At 44.8% G+C, this 20,188-nt stretch carries 30 protein-coding genes and 1 pseudogene; 11 read left to right on the plus strand and 20 right to left on the minus strand.

The genetic code is table 11. The annotated features are described in order from the left end of the window. Positions 1-51 precede the first annotated feature (51 nt). Genes EZ315_RS14200 through EZ315_RS14220 form a run of 5 tightly spaced genes read left to right on the plus strand, consistent with a single transcriptional unit; the run spans position 52 to position 2,417 of the window. Positions 52-252 (plus strand): helix-turn-helix domain-containing protein, encoded by a 201-nt coding sequence (locus EZ315_RS14200; protein WP_107036525.1) that lies wholly within the window; start codon positions 52-54, stop codon positions 250-252. Then, a complete protein-coding gene (locus tag EZ315_RS14205; protein WP_135472667.1) occupies positions 249-578 on the plus strand; it encodes a HipA N-terminal domain-containing protein in 330 nt (109 codons plus the stop codon). Before EZ315_RS14200 ends, EZ315_RS14205 begins: the two co-directional genes overlap by 4 nt. Beyond that, complete coding sequence (locus EZ315_RS14210) at positions 571-1,575, plus strand: HipA domain-containing protein (RefSeq protein WP_135472668.1); 1,005 nt, start codon at positions 571-573, stop codon at positions 1,573-1,575. The genes EZ315_RS14205 and EZ315_RS14210 overlap by 8 nt, the downstream gene beginning before the upstream one ends. Positions 1,576-1,600: 25 nt before the next feature. Further along, entirely contained in the window at positions 1,601-2,116 is a 516-nt protein-coding gene (locus EZ315_RS14215) for a DUF6155 family protein (protein WP_135472669.1), read from the plus strand. Between the two features lie 10 nt (positions 2,117-2,126). Next, positions 2,127-2,417, plus strand: coding sequence for an ElyC/SanA/YdcF family protein (locus EZ315_RS14220; protein WP_170957565.1), 291 nt, complete (start codon positions 2,127-2,129; stop codon positions 2,415-2,417). A gap of 9 nt (positions 2,418-2,426) precedes the next feature. Here EZ315_RS14220 and EZ315_RS14225 read toward each other — a convergent pair whose 3' ends face one another. The 14 genes and pseudogenes from EZ315_RS14225 to EZ315_RS14290 form a co-directional block, all read right to left on the minus strand. After that, a complete protein-coding gene (locus tag EZ315_RS14225; RefSeq protein ID WP_068960611.1) occupies positions 2,427-3,317 on the minus strand; it encodes a head GIN domain-containing protein in 891 nt (296 codons plus the stop codon). A 32-nt stretch (positions 3,318-3,349) separates the two neighbouring features. Next, positions 3,350-3,913 carry a DNA-3-methyladenine glycosylase I gene (locus EZ315_RS14230; protein WP_135472671.1) on the minus strand — a complete coding sequence of 188 codons (564 nt, stop codon included), beginning with the start codon at positions 3,911-3,913 and terminating at the stop codon, positions 3,350-3,352. Then, positions 3,910-4,284 (minus strand): MmcQ/YjbR family DNA-binding protein, encoded by a 375-nt coding sequence (locus tag EZ315_RS14235; RefSeq protein ID WP_135472672.1) that lies wholly within the window; start codon positions 4,282-4,284, stop codon positions 3,910-3,912. Before EZ315_RS14235 ends, EZ315_RS14230 begins: the two co-directional genes overlap by 4 nt. After that, positions 4,281-4,514: a hypothetical protein gene (locus EZ315_RS14240; protein WP_135472673.1), complete on the minus strand. Its 234-nt coding sequence runs from the start codon at positions 4,512-4,514 to the stop codon at positions 4,281-4,283. The genes EZ315_RS14235 and EZ315_RS14240 overlap by 4 nt, the downstream gene beginning before the upstream one ends. Positions 4,515-4,725: 211 nt before the next feature. Beyond that, a complete protein-coding gene (locus tag EZ315_RS14245; protein WP_135472674.1) occupies positions 4,726-5,151 on the minus strand; it encodes a PH domain-containing protein in 426 nt (141 codons plus the stop codon). Between the two features lie 10 nt (positions 5,152-5,161). Next, entirely contained in the window at positions 5,162-5,449 is a 288-nt protein-coding gene (locus tag EZ315_RS14250) for a hypothetical protein (protein WP_135472675.1), read from the minus strand. A gap of 15 nt (positions 5,450-5,464) precedes the next feature. Beyond that, positions 5,465-5,953, minus strand: a complete 489-nt coding sequence (locus EZ315_RS14255) for an META domain-containing protein (protein ID WP_135472676.1) — start codon at positions 5,951-5,953, stop codon at positions 5,465-5,467. 44 nt (positions 5,954-5,997) lie between these two features. Continuing rightward, positions 5,998-6,231 (minus strand): annotated as a pseudogene (locus tag EZ315_RS16745) (rhodanese-like domain-containing protein); the annotation flags it as partial. A 181-nt stretch (positions 6,232-6,412) separates the two neighbouring features. Continuing rightward, entirely contained in the window at positions 6,413-6,919 is a 507-nt protein-coding gene (locus EZ315_RS14265; protein ID WP_135472677.1) for an NAD(+) diphosphatase, read from the minus strand. A 2-nt stretch (positions 6,920-6,921) separates the two neighbouring features. Next, complete coding sequence (locus EZ315_RS14270) at positions 6,922-7,995, minus strand: ElyC/SanA/YdcF family protein (protein WP_135472678.1); 1,074 nt, start codon at positions 7,993-7,995, stop codon at positions 6,922-6,924. Beyond that, positions 7,992-10,130, minus strand: coding sequence for an SF1B family DNA helicase RecD2 (gene recD2, locus EZ315_RS14275; protein WP_135472679.1), 2,139 nt, complete (start codon positions 10,128-10,130; stop codon positions 7,992-7,994). The genes EZ315_RS14270 and recD2 overlap by 4 nt, the downstream gene beginning before the upstream one ends. Beyond that, positions 10,130-10,378 (minus strand): DUF3781 domain-containing protein, encoded by a 249-nt coding sequence (locus EZ315_RS14280; protein ID WP_135472680.1) that lies wholly within the window; start codon positions 10,376-10,378, stop codon positions 10,130-10,132. Before EZ315_RS14280 ends, recD2 begins: the two co-directional genes overlap by 1 nt. 2 nt (positions 10,379-10,380) lie before the next feature. Continuing rightward, complete coding sequence (locus tag EZ315_RS14285) at positions 10,381-10,560, minus strand: hypothetical protein (protein ID WP_135472681.1); 180 nt, start codon at positions 10,558-10,560, stop codon at positions 10,381-10,383. 230 nt (positions 10,561-10,790) lie between these two features. Continuing rightward, positions 10,791-11,072, minus strand: coding sequence for an HU family DNA-binding protein (locus tag EZ315_RS14290; protein WP_242452632.1), 282 nt, complete (start codon positions 11,070-11,072; stop codon positions 10,791-10,793). Positions 11,073-11,340: 268 nt separating this feature from the next. Between EZ315_RS14290 and EZ315_RS14295 the strand changes: the two genes are divergently transcribed. Beyond that, a complete protein-coding gene (locus EZ315_RS14295) occupies positions 11,341-11,985 on the plus strand; it encodes an HAD family hydrolase (protein WP_135472682.1) in 645 nt (214 codons plus the stop codon). 310 nt (positions 11,986-12,295) lie between these two features. Here the strand turns inward: EZ315_RS14295 and EZ315_RS14300 are convergent, their stop codons facing one another. Then, a complete protein-coding gene (locus tag EZ315_RS14300; RefSeq protein WP_135472683.1) occupies positions 12,296-12,622 on the minus strand; it encodes a DMT family transporter in 327 nt (108 codons plus the stop codon). 136 nt (positions 12,623-12,758) lie between these two features. Here EZ315_RS14300 and EZ315_RS14305 point away from each other — a divergent pair, with 136 nt between their 5' ends. Next, positions 12,759-13,334: a Crp/Fnr family transcriptional regulator gene (locus EZ315_RS14305; RefSeq protein ID WP_135472684.1), complete on the plus strand. Its 576-nt coding sequence runs from the start codon at positions 12,759-12,761 to the stop codon at positions 13,332-13,334. 58 nt (positions 13,335-13,392) lie between these two features. Here EZ315_RS14305 and EZ315_RS14310 read toward each other — a convergent pair whose 3' ends face one another. Together EZ315_RS14310 and EZ315_RS14315 are read right to left on the minus strand one after the other, a co-directional pair. Continuing rightward, the gene (locus EZ315_RS14310) at positions 13,393-14,121 is read right to left on the minus strand and encodes a metallophosphoesterase (protein WP_135472685.1); all 729 of its coding nucleotides are present in this window, start codon (positions 14,119-14,121) and stop codon (positions 13,393-13,395) included. Between the two features lie 88 nt (positions 14,122-14,209). Beyond that, positions 14,210-15,310, minus strand: a complete 1,101-nt coding sequence (locus tag EZ315_RS14315) for an ISAs1 family transposase (RefSeq protein WP_135472686.1) — start codon at positions 15,308-15,310, stop codon at positions 14,210-14,212. A gap of 549 nt (positions 15,311-15,859) precedes the next feature. Between EZ315_RS14315 and EZ315_RS14325 the strand changes: the two genes are divergently transcribed. The 3 genes from EZ315_RS14325 to EZ315_RS14335 are packed head-to-tail and all read left to right on the plus strand — an operon-like array spanning position 15,860 to position 17,868. Beyond that, positions 15,860-16,411, plus strand: coding sequence for a GrpB family protein (locus EZ315_RS14325; protein ID WP_135472688.1), 552 nt, complete (start codon positions 15,860-15,862; stop codon positions 16,409-16,411). Next, a complete protein-coding gene (locus EZ315_RS14330) occupies positions 16,411-17,193 on the plus strand; it encodes a helix-turn-helix transcriptional regulator (RefSeq protein ID WP_135472689.1) in 783 nt (260 codons plus the stop codon). The genes EZ315_RS14325 and EZ315_RS14330 overlap by 1 nt, the downstream gene beginning before the upstream one ends. A 60-nt stretch (positions 17,194-17,253) precedes the next feature. Next, positions 17,254-17,868: a CatA-like O-acetyltransferase, family 2 gene (locus EZ315_RS14335; RefSeq protein ID WP_135472842.1), complete on the plus strand. Its 615-nt coding sequence runs from the start codon at positions 17,254-17,256 to the stop codon at positions 17,866-17,868. Here EZ315_RS14335 and EZ315_RS14340 read toward each other — a convergent pair. Further along, positions 17,855-18,223, minus strand: coding sequence for a winged helix-turn-helix transcriptional regulator (locus EZ315_RS14340; protein WP_168354239.1), 369 nt, complete (start codon positions 18,221-18,223; stop codon positions 17,855-17,857). The two genes, EZ315_RS14335 and EZ315_RS14340, sit on opposite strands and share 14 nt — an antisense overlap. A gap of 153 nt (positions 18,224-18,376) precedes the next feature. Between EZ315_RS14340 and EZ315_RS14345 the strand changes: the two genes are divergently transcribed. After that, entirely contained in the window at positions 18,377-19,021 is a 645-nt protein-coding gene (locus EZ315_RS14345) for a DJ-1 family glyoxalase III (RefSeq protein WP_135472690.1), read from the plus strand. A 126-nt stretch (positions 19,022-19,147) separates the two neighbouring features. Here the strand turns inward: EZ315_RS14345 and EZ315_RS14350 are convergent, their stop codons facing one another. Beyond that, on the minus strand, positions 19,148-19,570 hold the full coding sequence (locus tag EZ315_RS14350; protein WP_242452612.1) for a PcfJ domain-containing protein: 423 nt from the start codon (positions 19,568-19,570) through the stop codon (positions 19,148-19,150). Between the two features lie 38 nt (positions 19,571-19,608). Further along, on the minus strand, positions 19,609-20,166 hold the full coding sequence (locus tag EZ315_RS14355) for a hypothetical protein (RefSeq protein WP_135472692.1): 558 nt from the start codon (positions 20,164-20,166) through the stop codon (positions 19,609-19,611). Positions 20,167-20,188 lie beyond the last annotated feature (22 nt).

Consider the following 20,188-nt stretch of genomic DNA (forward strand, 5'->3'; position numbering starts at 1 on the left):
TGACTTCAAGAATTATTCTTATCTTTGCGTAAAAGTTTATTATGTCAGACTATGGAACTAAAAGATATAATGAAAGAGCGACGAGAAATCCTTTCTCTAACCCAACAGGACCTTGCGGAGATGGCGCAAGTCGGGCTTGCCACGATTAAGGACATTGAGCGTGGCAAGGGTAATCCCGCGCTCAACACCGTAAAGAAGATTCTTGATGTACTCGGCATTGAGATTGAATATCGCATAAGGCAGACAGTATGAAACAGCTTGAAGTTTATTTCAATGATATAAAGGCCGGAATTCTTTCCGAGCAGAATCCCGGAACCGGGTATTCTTTCCAATATGATGAGGAATATCTCAAATCTGCCATGCCACCAATATCGGCAACTTTACCAAAGAAAGTCACAGCATATAGTTCTGAACATCTATTCCCTTTTTTCTCAAATATGCTTCCTGAGGGAGCCAACCGTCGCGTTATATGCCGCGTCCTGAAGATTGACGAAAATGACTTTTTCGGACTACTTGAAACAATGGCCGACAGAGATTTTATAGGAGCTGTAAATGTAAGGAGGATAAAAAATGATTGAAATTAGAAACTGCCCGTCTTCTCTCATAGAGGGATTCGATACATACAGCCCCAAGGCCGCTAAATCTCTTTTCGGAAGGATTAAAGTGAATCCTATACTTGGGTTTGACATTGACGAGTTCAGAAATGTCGGTGAGATTGCAGATGCCATGCACCGCATCTCGGTGTCCGGTGTGCAGGAAAAATTTCCAACTATAATCAATGGTGGCGAAATAAGTATAGCAGGCGATAATGATCGTTCTACTCATATATTGAAACCTGCCCCTTGGGATAATACTCTCCGAGACCGCAAACAGATTCCTGCCAATGAACACCTTACCATGCAGATTGCCTCGCAGGTTTACGGAATACAGACTGCTATTAATGGGCTATGCTTTACGCCAAAAGGACAGCCGGTATATATCACGCGCCGGTTCGATGTTCTTGCCGATGGCTCAAAGTTACCGATGGAAGATTTTGCCTCGTTAGTTGGGCGGAATGAGCAGACCACTGGGACGCAATTCAAATATAACGGATGCTATGAAGATATAGTTAAAGCGATAAGGGCAAATGTCGCCGCATGGATGGTCGACATGGAGAGGTTCTTTGAACTTGTGGTGTTCAATTATATCTATGCCAACGGAGACGCTCATCTAAAGAATTTCTCTCTTATTCTTGATGGTCAAGATTACCGCTTAGCTCCTGCTTACGACCTGCTCAATACAAGCCTTCATGTGAATGGCGATGATCTCGGTCTTGACGGGGGACTGTCGCCTGATATTGAAAAGAGCGATGCTTACGACAGGACAGGTCATCCTTGCCGCCTCGATTTTGAGAGATTCGGCATAAAGATTGGTCTTGTAAAGAAGCGTATGGATAGAATTCTCGACAAGTACATCGTACTCCCCGAAGAAGCCAAGCTACTTATTGGCAAAAGTTTTCTTTCAGATAAGATGAAACGCAACTACGTCCGTATCGTAAACGAACGGATAAGCCGCTTTAACAGAATATCCGAATAATATCACCTAATAAAACCGTAATGAAATGTCTAAAGCTAAATTGAAGAAACTTTTATCAACTCTTTCAAAAGAACAGGTTGTTGATATCATGCTCCAGTTATACGACGCAAGCAAGGAAGCCAATGCTTGGCTTGAGTTCTATCTTGCACCCAATAGCGATGCAGAACTTGAAAAGTACAAAAAAGCAATCCGCAGCCAATTCTACGGACGGAATGATTGGCCTAAAGATCCAAGTTTCAGAGAATGCAATAAACTGATAACCGCGTTCAAGAAACTCATACCAGATTCTCATGCTATTGCAGATTTGATGCTCTATTATGTAGAACAAGGATGTAGCCTGACTGCTCAATATGGCGATTACGACGAGCCTTTTTACACCGCTCTTGAAAACAATTTCAACAAAGCAGTCAAATTCATATCTTCCAATGGATTGATGTCAGATTACAGTCTCCGTATGCAACGTATGATTAAATCAGTGGAATGTTGTGGCTATGGCTTTCCCGATACATTATGGGATATCTACTACGAATACGCTGAATGAACCGACAGCAATGCGGGATTCATTAGTATCTCACAATGTTCCCGACACCTGCATCATTGAGCATTGGCAAGGATGGCGAACAATAAATTCCATTGATGCTGTCAGAAACCTTTATGATTTTGATTCCATCACAATTATTTCTCAAAAATATCACAATGAGAGAGCTTTATATCAGGCAGACCATTTTGGTTTGAATGCAGTCGGGTATAATGCCGAGCCTTCGCCCATCACAAGTAGCCGCATCAGAAATACTGTAAGAGAATATTTTGCAAGAGTCAAATTGTTTTTAGATCTTTTGTGAATCAACTCATTAATGATATTTGTTGTGGATGTCGCCGGAGCCTCTGACTCGGTCAGAGAGCCGTTCGACATTACAACGTATATCGCCGGAACCGGCAACGGAGGCTTTGCCTGTGTCTGCCTTGAAGTCACCTGCATCTATGTCGCCGGAGCCTGCTATTGAGAAATTAACAGATTCCGTGCTCCCATTGATTTTCACATCGCCTGAGCCTTTTATGTCAATGGAGCATATCTTCGTTTTGGCAGTGCCGCAGTCAACATCAGCAGAACCGGATATGTGTACCATGAAAACATAAGCCTCTACTCCGGCAAGCTCTATATCTCCGGAACCGGATGTGGAAACAGTAACATCTTTACTGTCTGCTTTGATGACTCCACATTTGAAGTCGCTACTGCCGGAGCTGCGAACAGAGAATCCGTCAGAGGCGTTCAGATTGCCGTTTACTGTAAAATCGCCGCTACCGGAAGATGATACATCTTTCAATGTCTTGTTACTGACATAGATTGTGGGAGCTTCGCCATGAACGACAATGTTTTCGTATGAACCTGATTTCATGGAGATGTATAGCGTTCCACCTGAGACCTCAATGTTCATCTTTTTGATAAGATTCTCGGGCAGTCTTCCTCTGACCTCAAAATCGTCTTCTTTATCAGACTGAGTGAACACCACATCGACAAATCCTTTCGATATGATGGAATCGAAATCCGATGAAACATCGAACTTGTGGTCTGTCATCTTGCCGGGTGTAAATGGTTTGTAGTCTTCTCCCGTTCCGGCCTCAGATTCCGGAACATAGTGAATTCCATCAACATACACTTCTCCGTTAATGATAGAGATATTTCTGCCGTTTAGATTGCAGGAAGCCATACCACCTGCGAATATGTTTGAGTATCGTGCCATATAACTTTAACAACAATATGGGGATAATGTTATTATTTGCCCTGATATAAATAGCAGTCGGGGGCGTGTGAGTTGAATACTCCTATGGACTGAAGGAAGGCGTGGATTGTCGTAGAGCCTACAAACTTCATGCCCCTTTTACGCAGGTCGGCTGACAGGGCATCTGAAATTGTGGAGGTTGTGGACGTATGGTCGAAAATAGGCTCTTTGGGACACAAGCCTGAAAGATAAGCATCAAACGAACCAGATTCTTCCTGAATAGACTTGAAAACAGAAGTGTTAGATATCGCTGCCTTGATTTTTGCTCTATTGCGAATGATTCCGGAAGTGGACATAAGCTCATCAATCTTTTTTTCGTCGTAAGCAAGGATTGTGTCGCGGTCAAATCCATCGAAAGCCTCGCGGAAAGCCTCTCGCTTGTTGAGCACACATTCCCATGACAATCCTGCCTGAAAGCATTCCAGAATAAGCAGTTCAAGCAATTTTGCATCATCATGAACCGGCTGTCCCCATTCCTCATCGTGGTATTTTATATAAAGCGGATTTTTTGGATTTGCCCAAAAGCACCGCTTCACTTGTTTCTGTCGTTCTTTCATAAAGTATCCAATAATTCTGTGAGACCAAGTTGAGTCTGTATCTTCTTTGGGAGTTTCATTGCTGTCTGGCAATATGAATGAAATATTAGTTGTTCCTGAAGTCTGTCAGGCACATCGCCGTAGAAATCCACAGAAATCCAATGTCGCTTGTTCATGTGGTAGCCGGGGCGTATTCCTGAAAATCTATCACACAACTCCACTCCATAGTCAGGAGCGACTTTGAGATTATAAAAATCCCTCTGTACGTCAAGTGTCATAAGACAAAACATTCTTCCACCAATTTCCATAGCAAGAGTGTCCGGTCCGAAAGGACTCCTCTCAGTGGCAAATGGCAATGAAAGACAATAATCCCGGACTTCCTCTATATTCATTTCTTTAGTCTATTGATGATTGCAATAGCGAAATGAACGAATATGCCATAAACCAGAGTTGCCAACAGTGCCATACCTTCATTGATTATGATGATGTGCGACAAAGGCATAGACCATTCCGGTCGTGCATGCTGAAAAGCAGCGACAATGGCGCATACCGAGAGGACGATGAAAACAACTATCATCGACAGTGGTGCGAATCCCAATTTATATCTGCCTATCTGTATCATCTGAATATTTTGACCCGGCAAAAGAGATTCCCTCGTTTGACCTGCTTTCGATAACACATATAGAAATGCTCGCAAATAGCAAATAGAGCAATTGTCACAAGCAAAGTCCACCAATGGGTAATACCATTGACTACACGCGCACATCTGTCAGGAATCATTAGGAATGACAAAATGGTTAACGTCAGCCATATATTTCGTTTTACTCGATTGCTCAGCATAATATTTCAATATTGGGATTGATAGATTTAAGCTGTGTCATGAATCCATCACGGTCTTTCGGAGAGATTTCAATCGGAGCATAGCTTTTCAACACCGAGCGGTCTGTTAAACTTATCGAGACTCGAAGGTGTGACATGCCGGCTGTAGCGAGATAACCGGAGGTTTTCTTAACGTCCTTGATTTTGGATATTGGCAGACGTGTAGGTCTGAAGAACTGATAAATCACGATGTCTTCACCGTCTATCTCATACCAGCATCCGAACATAAGCCAAGCATAGAGCAAGGTCATACCTCCGCAAACAAAAACGATATACCACCATGACATGCCAATAGCCGACAGCCATATAACAGCGAGAAAGCCTATTGTAACAAGCCAGACCCACCAATCGATTTTAGAACGATAGACTGTCTTTGTCATATTTTCCTGTTTAACCGTTCACAATCCACTCCTCTGACGGAGATTCCCTTTCCGCATAGCTGCCGCAAGGCATATCTTTCAGCAGACCGACCGAATGGTCAAGCTCATAAATATATCTCAGGGAGACGATTCTTGCTTCATCTTCCGAATGCTCTCCGCCACAAAGAAATTGCCACATGCCGTCGTCCTCGTCATGCGAAACGTAAAGCACTGGTGCGCCATCGTCTGTCACATGGCAACATGTTATTACTGCCGTGTCGGGAGCATCTCTAAAGGGTGTCAGTTTATTTTCTTCCATTACTTTTCGGGTATATTATTTTCTTTCTATAGGGGCCTTGCGAAGCACGATGTATTCCGAAGGATTGCGGCTGTCAAGCCGGGCGATGGAATCGTTCTGGATATGGATCGAAGCTATATTCGGGAGAATCCTGCGGAGAGCCTCCTCGACTGACATGTCGTCGCAGGCCATTTCAGTCATAGCTCCGTCGCCAAGGATGATTGAATCCCCCTTGACGGTATATGTACCGGAAATTGAGTTGCAGTTGGTTTTGATGAAATATGTGCTGTCTTCAAATACGATATACTGGTGTATGCTTGAAAGCCTTACGTCAGGACGCACACGCACATATTCGGAGTCACTGAATACGATGCTATCCAGATACCACTGACCATGCACGTCCACATTCGCTACAGTCTCCTGATGCTGATTGTCGGCAGTCTCTTTATTTTCCTTATTGCGTCCGCATGAGGCGGTAAGTATTGTCAGCGCCGAGGCTACCGACAGAATTGATGTTCTTGTCATTGATTTATTTTTTTTCTTTTTTAGACTATTCAGACAAGCGAAACTTAATTCTCCTGCTCTGAGACAATCGGCAGTCCATCTTCTTCCCACTCGATGATACCGCCTTTGAGGTTAACGACTTTGTAACCAAGGCCGGTCAGTATTTCGGCGGCATCCAATGAGCGGCGACCGCTACGGCAGTAGACAAGCACGGTAGAGTCTTTTGACAGCTCTCTCTGAGCGAGCTCCTTGAAATCATCTGATTGCACATTGATATTCAACGCTCCGTCAATATGCCCTTCGGTGTATTCCTACGGAGTGCGGACATCAACCAGTTGAACCGAATCAGATTTGATTTCTTTTTCAAATTCCAGTGCAGAGACAGAGACAATATTGTCATTGTGAGTACAACTGGAAGCTTGCATAGCACATGTAGTCATAACTATGAGGTATAAAGCGAATTTTATTATTCTAAACATATTATTTTCCCAGTTTGGATTTATATTGACGATACAGAATGTGTTGAGTATTTCCCGGTCGGTCTGGAAACATTCTTGACGGAGCTTCGTCAAGTGCGATCCAGTTGGCACCATCAACTTCCGGCGACAGAGTGAAGTCGGACTTGCTGACATAGCCGATAAAGGCGTGCATCAGTTGCTCTCGCTTGTCAAACCAATGAGTACCGGCATATTCCAGACGCTTTATGTCAAGACCAAGTTCCTCCTTTACTTCTCTGACTGCGGCTTGCTCCGCAGTCTCACCGGGAGTGATAAATCCTGCTACGAAAGTTTCGTGTTCGTCAGAGATATATGATTGATGTAGCATGGCAATCTCGTGAAATTCATTCACGACCATGACAATGACACAGCTTGCAAACGAGTCGAACCAATATCGCTGGCAATCTGTACAATACGGAACCGCTCCATCATCGCCTGCCAGTTTGCCTATTAGTTTCTTGCCACATTCAGGGCAGTATTTATAGTGCATGATTATCTGATTTGAAATTCAACGTATGCCGTATCGCTCTTCTGAATCGGATATGGAGGATAACTGAATGTCTTGACGAGTCGGTAAGTGGCAGACTTATCACTCAGATCATAAAGCCATGGCTTTACTGTCATTCTAAATGAGCCGTCGGGTTTCAGTGAATATCCTATACCATTGAAGCATACCTCAGTTCCTTTTGCCAAAAGGTCAAGATACTTTTTTGAGTACGGTGCCTGAATCCAGCTTCCTTCATCAGATTTGGTGTCTATTCGATACCATTCTCCGGTAGTCAAATCTGCGTCACGACTGTTTGTAAATTCCACTATCATAGAATCCACCGGAGTTTTGACCAGGTCAGGGCTGACAATTCTCATTGTCATGCCCTCAACCGTGGCATAGCTCTTCTGAGGCATCACATCCGGAATCTCTATTCTCTCTCCAAGGAAATGCGGTTGCTTGCCAAACCATATATCGAGCATCATCTTGTCGCGGGCAAGCCATTCACGAATGGCAAGACGAGTGCGCACCCATCTTCCGGCTCTCAACGGTGCTGAAACGGCAACAGCTTCAATTCCATTGGCTTCGGCAAGATATAACGCCCTTGCATTATGGTCTGCCTGAGATATGATAGTCAGTGAATCGCATCCGAAAATCTCTTTCGCCCGAACAACAGAATCAAGTGTGCGGAATCCGGCGAAGTCGAGAATGATTCTGTCCTCCGGAACTCCATGAGCCATAAGTGAGTCACGCATAGCCGTTGGTTCGTCATAATCCTTGGTATGGTTGTCACCGCTTGCTATGATATAATCAACCTTTCCGGCTTTATACAGCTCAGAAGCTGTCTTTATACGGTTTGTAAAATATGAGTTCGGTCGACCCCATTTGTTGAGTGGATTTGTGCCAAGCAGAAGTGCCACCTTGTTGTGTGGTACAGAATCTACCGAAGTGTAGATTTTTCCTGCCGCAGCCCTCTCCACTTTAACATTGGCAAATACCGTAAAGATTATGACCAGTAGCAGAAACGCTACGAGACTGAGAGTTATCCGTTTTATCAGAATGTGTGATTTATGAGTCATAGACAGTTATCGTTTAGCCGCTCTTTCAGCTTGGTGTTGCGTTTGGAGACGGTGTTTTGTTTTATGGCGTATGCGAGGGCCTTGGTGGTGCCGACGAGTACGCAGATTTTCTTGGCGCGGGTTATGCCGGTGTAGATGAGGTTGCGCTGGAGCATAACGAAGTGTTTCATCGTTACGGGCATCACCACAATCGGGAACTCGGAGCCTTGGCTCTTGTGGATTGTGACGGCATATGCTAATACAATCTCGTCAAGTTCCGTTATGTCGTATTCTACAAGGCGACTATCAAATGTAACGGTCAGAGTCCGCTCGTTGGTATCAACGGCTGTGATATAGCCGATGTCGCCGTTGAATACGTTCTTGTCATAGTTGTTGCGAATCTGCATCACCTTGTCGCCCAGACGGAAGGTATAACCGCCACGAGTCAATGACGGACCCGTAGGATTGAGGGCGGTTTGCAGTTCGATGTTGAGGTTGCCCGCTCCGACCGTGCCACGTTGCATAGGTGTCAGCACCTGTATCTCTTTCGGCGGATAACCGTATTTCTTTGGAAGACGGTCGCGCACAAGTCCGATGATGAGTTTTACCATTTCATCGGCATCTTCCTGATTTATGAAGAAGAAATCGGTGTCGAGACCATTCTTGATATTGGGAAATTTACCTGCATTGATGGCGTGGGCGTTCATCACAATTCGGCTCGACTGAGCCTGACGGAAGATGCGGGTGAGCCTTACAACCGGAATCTGTTGTGAGTCGATGATGTCGCGAAGCACATTGCCCGCACCGACACTCGGCAACTGGTCAATGTCACCCACGAGTATCAGGCGCATATTCGATGGGATAGCCTTCATCAAATTGTAAAACAGCAGGATGTCAATCATCGAACATTCATCCACAATCAGAGCGTCACCCTCCAATGGGTTCTCGTCATTACGTTTGTATCCGTCCATCGGATTGTATTCCAATAGGCGATGTATTGTCTTTGCCTCCATGCCGGTTGCCTCGGTCATTCGTTTGGCGGCTCGACCTGTGGGAGCGGCAAGAAGAATGCTCATGTGCCGGGCTTTGAAAGCGGCGATTATGCCCTGCGTGGTGGTTGTCTTGCCTGTGCCAGGTCCGCCTGTCAGCACCATGACTTTTGAGTCGAGTGCCTTCTGTATTGCTGCCTGCTGTACTTCGTCATAGACTATGCCGCCGGATTTTACGCCATATTCAGCTTCCGGTTCTGCGGCAATATCGGAATTGAAAAGGGATGTGTCGGAAAGGAGAGACTGCAACCGCTTTGCCGAACCGTTCTCGGCATGATAGAAAGGAGGGAGATATACCACATCGTTGTCGGCGATAACATCCTTGGCCTCCATCATAGAGGCGAGAGCCTGACGCACGGGCGTTTCCTCTGCCTCCAACAGTTTGGTTGCGGCTTCAACCAATTGCTCCGGCTCGGCATAGACGTGACCTTCCTCGGCAAGTTCATTGAGAGCGTAAAGTATTCCGCTACGGCAACGGCGAGGGTCGTTCTTCTCATAGCCCATCTTCGAGGCTATGCTGTCGGCTGTCTTGAATCCGATGCCCCATATGTCATCTGCAAGCTGATACGGATTCTCCTTGACTTTGGAGATAGACTCCTTTTCATATTTGCGATATATCTTGGCAGCAAAGGCGGTGCTTACGCCATGCCCTTGCAGAAACACCATAACCTCCTTGATGTCTTTTTGTTTCTCCCAGCTATCGCGGATTTTCTCCATTCGTTTCTTGCCGAGACGAGGCACTTCAAGCAAACGCTCGATGTCGTTTTCGATAACGTCGATTGTCTCAAGCCCGAAACGGCTCACTATTGCCTTGGCGTATGCCGAGCCGATACCCTTTACCAGACCGCTGCCGAGGTATTTCTCAATACCATAAAGAGTGGCGGGCATTACCTCAGTCCATGACTGAGCCACAAACTGCTGGCCATATTTGGGGTCAACCCTCCAGTCGCCGTCAACAAGTAGGACACTGCCCACGGGTACGTCAAGCAACGAGCCGGTCAGGGTCACGAGATTGTCATATCCCTTGACCTTGACTTTCATCACCGACCAGCCATTTTCCTGATTCTGGTAAGTGATATGCTCGATGACACACCGGAGTCTAATCATTATATTTTATGGGCAGTTATAATGGTATTGCTGTTTGCGTTGACTGTTATGCGCACATGTCCTGCGGTAACATACCAGTTCTTGCCTTTACGCTCAAATGTGGCAAAATCTTCAAGGATGAAACATCGGCAAAAATTTACAACATCCTGAGATTCCGTCAAGTTGAGATTTTTCCTAATTCGTTCAGCACCTAACGGAGTTGTGTGTAAATCTGTTATACTGAACGGATATTCTGCTGTCGGACACATAATCAATCCCAGTCGTTGAGGCTGGCGATGTTATCGCGAAGCGCTTTGCCTTTAGCAAAGAACTCATCAACTGATGATTCATCGAAAAGTTCGGGAAGGTCTCCTGTATTGATGTGGTAGTCGTAATCGACCATCATATCATCAACGGAGTTTTCGTCGTATTCATTATCTTCGTATTCCATCAATCATTTTGCTTTTGGATTGTGTCAATCCGTTTCGAGAACCATTTGTAAATGAAGTAGAAACCGGCAAACATAAATATGCCGAGGACAAACTTGGAGGTGTTTGTCAGCATATCATGTTCACGCAGATACTGATTGCACAGGGCAATGATTGCCCCATAAAATCCAGCCATCAACAATAGAATGAGTAATGCTGAAATAGCTTTTTTCGCGGTGGAATTGAATCTCATTTACTTGGCGACCTCCTCTTTGAAGCAGTTGGCGGGTTTGAACGCCGGAATGTTGTGAGCCGGGATAACGAGTGTGGTGTTCTTGCTGATATTGCGGGCAGTCTTCTCGGCACGGGTCTTGACGATAAAAGAACCGAAGCCGCGGAGATAAACGTTTTCTCCGTGTGCGAGGCTATCCTTAACAATTGTCATAAACTGTTCGATAACGGTAACGACAGCCGCCTTGTCGATGCCGGTTGTCTTTGCGATTTGCGATGAGTCCGAGTGCTTCGCACCGCGCACCGGGTTGTTCCCGATGGTCACCTGCTTCGCGGTCGCCGACATGCGCTCTCGGCTCATGCGCGAATATATTTCACTCGCTATTTCTGCCTTTGTCATTTTCTTATAGTTATTTGAATTTGATACGGTTTCGTAATGCAAAGTTACTAAAAATCGGGCAATTTTAGTTAATTTTGTAGTCTCAAATCATTCAAAATAAAAGGCTACAAATACATTTATCACAAACGTAACCAAGCGACCATAAGGAATAATAATTATCTTGAATTAAAAGATGATGATTAAGAACATAATATTTGATTTCGATGGCACTCTTGCAGATACAGCACCGGTCATTCTTGCAACCATGTTTGCAACATTCAAAGAACTTGATTTGCCGGCTCCTTCACGCGAAGAATGCAAATCGACTATCGGGCTAAGATTACATGAAATTCCGTCAAAACTGTTTCCTAATAGAGCGGGTCTTGGCGAGATATACACTAAGACATACCAACGCCTCTTCAAGACGTATAATACCCCGGGGGCAATTATTGCATTTGAAGGAGTGCCCGAAACGCTGACGGAATTGAAAGACAGCGGATATAATTTGGCAATTGCGAGTAGCCGACACAGGTTCTCGCTTGAAGAAATAGTCAACAGTTTGAAAATGTCGACTCTGTTTGACATGATTATTGGTGGTGACAACGTCAAGAACGGAAAACCATCCCCCGAACCAGTTCTCACTATTTCCAACCTAATGGGGTGGCAAGCCAACGAAACTCTCGTTGTTGGCGATGCCGGCGTAGACATCCTTATGGGTAAGTCAGCAGGGTGCAAGACTACAGGTGTGACGTACGGAAATGGGACTATTGACGAACTGCAAAATGCAGGTGCTGACTACATTATTGGCTCATTTGCTAAGATTAAAAATATACTCTGATTGATGACAAGAAATCATGTGGTTGAAATAATATCTTTGTCTCGCTCAAAATACGAGTAGAGTTGCATTAGATGTGGCTGACAGGGTGATGTCTCGGTCTGCTTTGAGTCGTGTATTCACAACGTTGTTGATATGTTTATCAAACACATGGACAAAGCGTGCAACATTAGACTGGTGATCGATAATGAAAGTTGGGAAATATTTCGGTTTCATCACGCATAAATGGGTGGCACTCATGCCACCCATTTATGCGACCTGCGTCTATAATCCATAACATCACTTGTCTGAAACAGGGATATAACTAAATAGTTTAGTTTGTTACAAGCTTCAGGCCTATTATGGATGCAATCAACGTGAAGATGAAGAATAGTCGTATCGGAGTAGCGGGTTCTTTGAAAAAAACTATCCCCATGATGACTGTGCCTACTGCACCAATACCGGTCCAAACAGCATAGGCTGTACCTATAGGCAATGTCTGGACAGCTTTGGCCAACAGATACATACTGAGAACCGTTGACAAAAGGAAACCTGCACCCCAACAATAAAATTCAGTGCCAACAGATGTTTTGGTCTTGCCTAAGCAAAACGCGAGACTGACTTCAAACAGTCCTGCAAGAAGTAAAAAAATCCAGTTCATATGATAAATTATATACGATTTTAATTTGGGGCCTGTTAATTCCTGCAAAATTACCAAGAATGCGTCGGACTATATTTTACATTTGATAAATAATAACCACGTGCTGAATTATTTGTAATTTTGCAATCTCGTTACTATGGATATAAAAGAGATAATAGATTGCAGATATAAACTGCCTGAGAGTTCATTGACCAAAATATGTGAGTCAATGGAAAGAGTCTGTTACCCCAAAGGATATAATGTTCTTGAAATAGGCAAGATAGAACGTGATGTGTTTTTCATAGCAAAAGGCATTATTAGAGCATATACTCTTGTCGATGGCAATGAGGTTACTTTCTGGATTGGAGAGGAAGGTGCTACTATTGTATCTATGATGGGCTATGTAAGAGACCAACCCGGCTACGAAACAATGGAACTCATGGAAGATTCGGAACTCTACGTTATAAAGAGAGAAGTATTGCTACGCCTTTTCAAGGAGGATATTAATATAGCGAACTGGGGACGTAGATTTGCTGAAACTGAACTTCTTGATGCTGAAATGCGTGTTATTACCTTACTTCTTTCAACAGCGACCGAACGTTATCAGGACTTCCTTGATACTCAACCTAATTTATTACAACGACTGCCATTGGGATGTATTGCATCGTATCTCGGCATAACACAGGTTAGTTTAAGCAGAATAAGGGCGGCGATTGCCAAGGATAACGGTTAACTCACAATTTTAATCATTTTCCTTGGTAGCTTATGATAAGGACTTTTGATGCAGTTCCCTAAATTTCAATCAGCTTCAGTTCCTGCGTAAGTCGGAATGCTCGTTGACTGTCGAGATCTGCCCACTTTGAGGTTATCCTAGGCGGATTTACTCGCGTATGTGCAAAAATTGAGTAGTCAATCGTGTCAATGATTTGTTTGCCGTCATTGTCAAGTTCGCGCACATCGGCCCATGTAGGAGAGCCGAAAGACGCTTCACCTCCTCGGTAAGAGGGTACATATCTGAGTAGCTTTACAGCTTCTGACGGGTCAGTGTCAAGATTCTTGATTGAGTCGTTCAATGTTTTAACAAGAGTCGGAACATCATCGGACACTCCTGCATCTTTGACCCAATCAACCAATACCGGACTGTGGCTGAAGAAAACGGTCTTGCCACTGACTATGCGTGTCGTTGCGATAGTCATTCTTGGCAATATCTCGGTCAGTAATGACCTGATTGTCCGGGTATTTTTTTCATCATACCGCACTTTCTTCCCAAAATCAGCAAAATAGTTGAGGTCATGATTACCCATCAGAAGATGTACATTATCATGGCTCTTTACATAGTCAAAAAGTTCCCGAAGATTTGCAAGAGACTCCTCATTTGTGATTCCTTCAGCCGGATAGGGATCGTGGTAATCTCCGAGAAAAATTGTATCCGCATCGGGATATAGTTCAACGGCACGGCGCCAGAACTGACGTCCGTGAATATCAGGTATGACAATTATATCATTATTGTTATAGGCCATAACTCAGTATATTTATCAATATAACAAATCAGAGCAGATACACGTCTCGAAATTCGGTTTGCAAATTTACAGGGCTGACGCATGAGATTTAACTATCCTTAAAGACTTTGTACAGATATTCAGTGCTCCACATACATTTTTTGCGTCTTCGTTTAAGGCTGAGTTTATCGTTCTGCTTTTTAAGCATTTCCAATGCATACTTGCGCATCGCTGAAAAATTGACAGCGCCATTCTTGGCGCGTACGCGGCACATATCTTCCTGAAACGTCACGTCGAGATGCCAGTGCAGTTTGTTCTCGATACCCCAGTGCGCACGAATACGCATCGCATAGTAAGAAGCCTCATCTTTCTCCACGCTGCTGAGATAGTAGATTGTTTCACGCGAGCGGGCGCCGTTCTCAGTACGCTCACGCTCCATCTTTATGATACGTTTAAGACCGGGCCACTTCTCGTACATCCCCTCCTGTTCCAAAAGTGTCGTATCCATAATTGAACAGGTTCTCTTCTCAACTCTTCCGTGCCCCTTTTCCTCGGTTGTGTATACCGATATTGGAGTAGTGCTACTAAAGATACTCTCCGTCAAGCCCTTGAGTATCGGCTGATTGTCTTTAAGCGCCATCAGATAGTCGCCGCCCTGGAGCATGATCTGTTCTGCGATATTACGGTGGGTCCCCATTGCGTCGACTGAAACCAATGCCCCTGTAAGCCATAAAGAGGACAATACGGACGGCAGAACCGTAAGTTCGTTGGTCTTGCCATCCACCGGCTTTTCGGCAACGCAGATTTCTGTTTCAGATACCCACGCATTGAGGATATACAGTCCGTGGCATCCGGGACTCCTGGGATTTTCACCCCGCAGTTTCTTACCGTCAATGATGACCTGATTGCCGCACAGGGATTCGATTATGTGACCTCGGCAGCAATCAAGACTTGCCCGGAGCTGAGCGGGATTGACAGACTCTACAACACGAAGTATCGTGTCACCACACGGGACACCGTTGCTAAGCTTCAGCAATCCGGCGGCCTTGAATTCTTCCTCTCGGTCTGTAACCATATCCGATATGTCGTCACAGTCCTCACAATCACACAACACGCCGATGAGTGCCATTCGGAGCACATCCTCGAGCTCATGTTTAACCTTGCCCAAGTCGCGCGGGTCTTTTACTTTGCTGAAAATTTCTATTTGCATACCTCTAATATAACCATTTTCAGCAATATATGCAATATATGAAAGTTTATTTCACATAATCAGGTGAATTTTTGACTGAATTTGAGTTAAATCTCATGCGCCAGCCCTGACTTTGTCCAAAATGCTCTTGCATAATCGGGAGGATTTGGTTAACTTTGACCGAGTCCTTGAAATTAGTAGTTTTCATGAGAAAAAGCGACCAAACTTTTCCTTTAAATTACTAAATTTCAGGGACTTTTGCAAATTTAATCACTTGAAAATTAGATATTTAACAGCATAAATTTAAATTTTGTCATCTACTAAAATGATAAGCAAAAAGGCAACCGGGAAAAATGCCATTCCAAGTATATCTACTTACAAGTTGCGCAATACCGGGATTTTCCATAACGGATGGCGCATACTGCCTTCGTATATAATGACAGGACAAAACCTTCTCATTGAAAAGTCGAAATTTGAAATGGCATCAGAGGACATTGCATTGATGTATAAACTGATAAATATAGAGTAATTGCAATTACTACACACTCAGCAACAATAGTCATACATATCATGCAAGAAAACCAGCTACAAGATCTGACATTAGCGGAATTATGGGAATTGTTTCCGATAGTTCTGACTGCGCATAATCCTCTATGGTCAGTTTGGGCGGAGGAGGAAATACGGTGGCTGTCAACTGCTCTTTCCGAATATAGTCCAATAATCAACCATATTGGCAGTACTGCGATTCCTGACATTCAGGCTAAACCGATAGTGGATATTCTTGTAGAGATTTCTCCTGACATTGAATGGCAGAGTTTAAAAGACATATTGGGACACAATGGCTATATCTGTATGTCGGAATCAGAAACCCGTATTAGTTTCAACAAAGGGTATACACCTGCCGGATATGCCGACAGGGTGTTTCATGTTCACGTTCATAGGACTGGCGACAATGATGAAATCCTGTTCCGCGACTATCTGATCGCAAACCCGGAATCTGCCAAAGAGTATGAAACGTTGAAGCTGTCGCTATTACCAGAATACAGGAACAATCGCGATGGATACACTGAAGACAAAACTGAGTTTGTTAAAAAGATAGTCGGACTTGCCAAAGCCAACTGATGAGAATCTGTCAACCAAGAGAAGAATTGCGCCCATACGTGCGCTACTATTGGGTGCTGGAAAGCGATGAGCCTTTCAGCATCCTGACATTTCCTATCGGTTGTCCGCAGATAATCTTTCACAAGAAAACACCGCTTTATATACCGGAACTTGACAAGAGCCAGTCGCAATTTACTATTAGCGGTCAAGTGAATTTTCCTGCGCATATCCAATCAGACGGAAGTCTGGAAATGATAGTGGCGGTTTTCTACCCACATACCGTCGGAATGTTTATCGACACTCCGCCATCAGCATTCTACAATCTTGAAATCTCCGGCTATGATATCGAGAATCGGCAACTGAATGAAATTGCTCAGAGGATTTTTGACTGTGAGAATAACAAGGATTGTATTGATATACTGGAGGATTTTCTGACATCGAAGATCCGTCCGGTATTGAATATCAGCCGAGTGGGTTCGACAATCGGCACATTGCTCTCCGTTCCTTTAACATCTGTGAAGGCTCTTGCCGCCAGTGCCTGTCTCGGCAAGCGGCAATATGAAAGAGTGTTCCGCGAAACGGTCGGTATGAATCCTAAGGAATATGCCCGCATCGTGAAATTTCAAAAGGCACTGTGGCAGATGCAACGAGGAGAAAGCAACTATGCCGGAATCGCTGCCGAATGCGGCTACTCCGACCAGTCACACTTTATAAGGAATTTCAAGGAACTGAGCGGTTATACTCCTGAGGCGCTTATAAAGTACTGCGCACCATACTCAGATCTGTTTACAGCTCCGGCATAATGTCGCTTTTGTTCTATCGGGAGTGTCGTTGCCGTGGTAACTTCGCATCAAAAAACTATGATGCAGGAAGTAAATCCGAAAGAGACCACACGAGCCTACGCTTATGAAATGTGGATGAAGGCACAGATGCCGATGGTGACATTGATCAGGACTCTTGATGTAACCCGTTTACGACGTATCAGCCGTAAACGAGGACTAAAATTCAATATGTTGATGTGTTGGTGTATAGGTCGTGCCGCCACGCAGGTAAAGGAGTTCTATATGTTACCGGTAGGTGACAAGCTAATCAGATATGACACGATTGCCGTCAATACTATTGTTGCCAACTCACAGGGTGAGGTCAGCTCATGCGATATTCCTTTCAGTGAAGACCTCGCGTGCTTCAATAAGGATTATTTACGTCTGACACGTCAGGTCGCCGAAACCTGCGAGAATCACGATTTAACCGACAGCATGGTAATCGGCACATCGGCATTAGCTCAATACGACATAGACGGAACTGTCGGAATGTATAGCGGGATATTCAACAATCCCTTCATGATATGGGGCGCATACCGCCGCCGGTGGTTCAAGACAACTCTCACGGTGTCATTTCAGTTCCATCACACCCAGATGGATGGTGCCCATGCAGCCCGATTTCTCGGTAAGTTGCAAGATGCTATCAATTCCTTTTAGCCAAATTACGTTTGACCTCCTTCAAATTATTGCGCCCCCACTCCGAGAGCTGATTGAGTATGGGTATAAGAGTTCTACCCAAATCGGTTAACTCGTATTCTGTGCGAGGTGGCACCTCGGCATATAGGATTCGCTTTACCAGTCCGACTGATTCAAGTGTTTTCAGATGTCCTGACAATACCTTCGGTGATATGTCGGGGATTGCCCTCGACAATTCGTTGAAACGCATTACGCCGAACTCGTCAAGTATGACAAGCAGGAGCATCGACCACTTGTTGGCGAAGTGCGCTATCACGTTCCTCATGGGGCACGTGGCGACACATGAATATTTTTCTGAAATTTTTTCGGTCTTCATCTGTCTGATACTGACTAAAAGTGAGTTTGAAGTAAGTGGCTACTTTAGAAGTAACCTCTTGTATGGCAATATTTTGATATATAACTTTGCGCTATCCAAAGGGTAGCAGTTATCCTTTACAAAGTTAATACAAACATAATAAACCCACAAATTATGACTGAAATCAGTATCAGCATTCCAGCATCGGCTCAACCTTCAGGCAAGGCAACGTTCATGATGCTTGGAACAGGCTTCGATGAAATCGAGGCTCTGGCACCCGTCGATGTCATGCGACGTGCCGGGATGGAGGTATTCACCGTCTCCATGACAGATAACCGTCTTGTAAAAGGAGCCACAGGCAACCTCATCGTTGCAGACATGTGTGTTTCCGATTTGTCCCCCGAACTGATAGACTGGCTCATATTCCCCGGTGCAGACAAATCGGAGGATGCGGTAAACCTTGACGAAAAGCTGAGCGAGCTTGTGAAAGCCCATTGGGAAAAAGGAGGCAACATCGCCGCTATATGCGCCGCTCCGGCTCTGGTGCTTGGTCCGCTCGGTATCATCAACGGGGTAAAAGCCACCGGTTATCCGTTCCTCAAAGAAGACTTTGAAAATAATGGCGGGATATACTCTGAGGAGCCAGTGGTAATCGGAGACCGTCTTATAACCTCAAAGGGTCCCGGAACAACGCTCGAATTCGCACTTGCCATTGTTCGCAAGGCAAAGGGTCCGGATATGGAGAAGGCACTCCGTGAAGGTATGGTGATAGCCAATTGCAGATGCGATGATAATTGTACTTGCGGATGCAATAGCTAAAGCCTCAACGCCGCCTTTTGGCGGCCAAAATTTTTGGTAAAATGAAGGTGACGGAGGTCTTATGCTCCGCCACCTTCATCACTGATATGGGTTTGACTATGCTCTTTTTGACTCGTCATTGTTATCTTAAGCGGAAACTCGTCGACTTTCAGCTCTTTCTGCAATCATCTCCTTGTTGTCGTTGATGATACCGGCTATCTGCTCTGTATATTCGCAGACTCCGTTGGCAAATGCCCTGCATTGGATGATTGAGAAGTCTTTGAGCGAGATTTCTACTGTGGCGATTGTTCTGCCTCCCATTGTGGCGGTGAACACAAGCGTATCTTCTTTGAGGTAGTAGCTGGATGAACCTACACAGATGTGTTGCTTTGTGCCTTCATCGTAGTATTCGGCTACGCTGTCAAGTGTGTGGAGTCTGATTGTGCCGTCAGTCATAGACAAACCTATGTATCTGCCTTTCAGTTCCTCAAACTTGGCTTGGTCAGCCTCCGCTTTCTTGCGGTTGGCTTCCTTCTGTTCCTTTACCCTCTGGCGGTTGACCTTTTCCACATATTCATCGTGGGCGGTTTTGAGGTCTTGAGGTGCTATCAGCGAGGGGAATTTAGGTCTTTGCCCATACGCTCCAACATCTTGATATAGTCAAACCACATTCTAACGTCCTTGAACTCGTATCCGTTGCGCTTGGCTATCTTGATGGTGTTCCAATACTTGTCAACATCTGAGGGATGGTGGCATAGATAACGGAGCAACTCTATCTCGTTGGCTTTCATCAGAGTCTCGGCTTTTGGGTTGGTCAGTAACTCTTGGAACAAAGTCACGGGGTGGATATGGTGGCAACTGCCTTTGAACCCATTGCGCTTGATTGTGTCTGTGACCTTGACGCGTGGATATACCCATTCATCTGCTATACGCCAGAAAGCTTCGTTGTCACGCCTTATCTCGAATGGAGAGCATAAGGCGAAGGTGTCAAAGTAGTAACCTCCCAATGTGCGTTGCAGACCTATGACGGTTTTCCTGCCCTGCGGGTCTATCCAATATTGACCGATTTCAAGATAGGCTGGCTTCGCTTTCGCTCCTTTGCGCATTTCGGATAGCAACATCCACATCCTGACCACCTGATACTCTTCCTTCGTGGTGATTACCACAAAGTAGGATTTCTGCTTGACT

Source organism: Duncaniella freteri (assembly GCF_004766125.1).
Classification (GTDB): domain Bacteria; phylum Bacteroidota; class Bacteroidia; order Bacteroidales; family Muribaculaceae; genus Duncaniella; species Duncaniella freteri.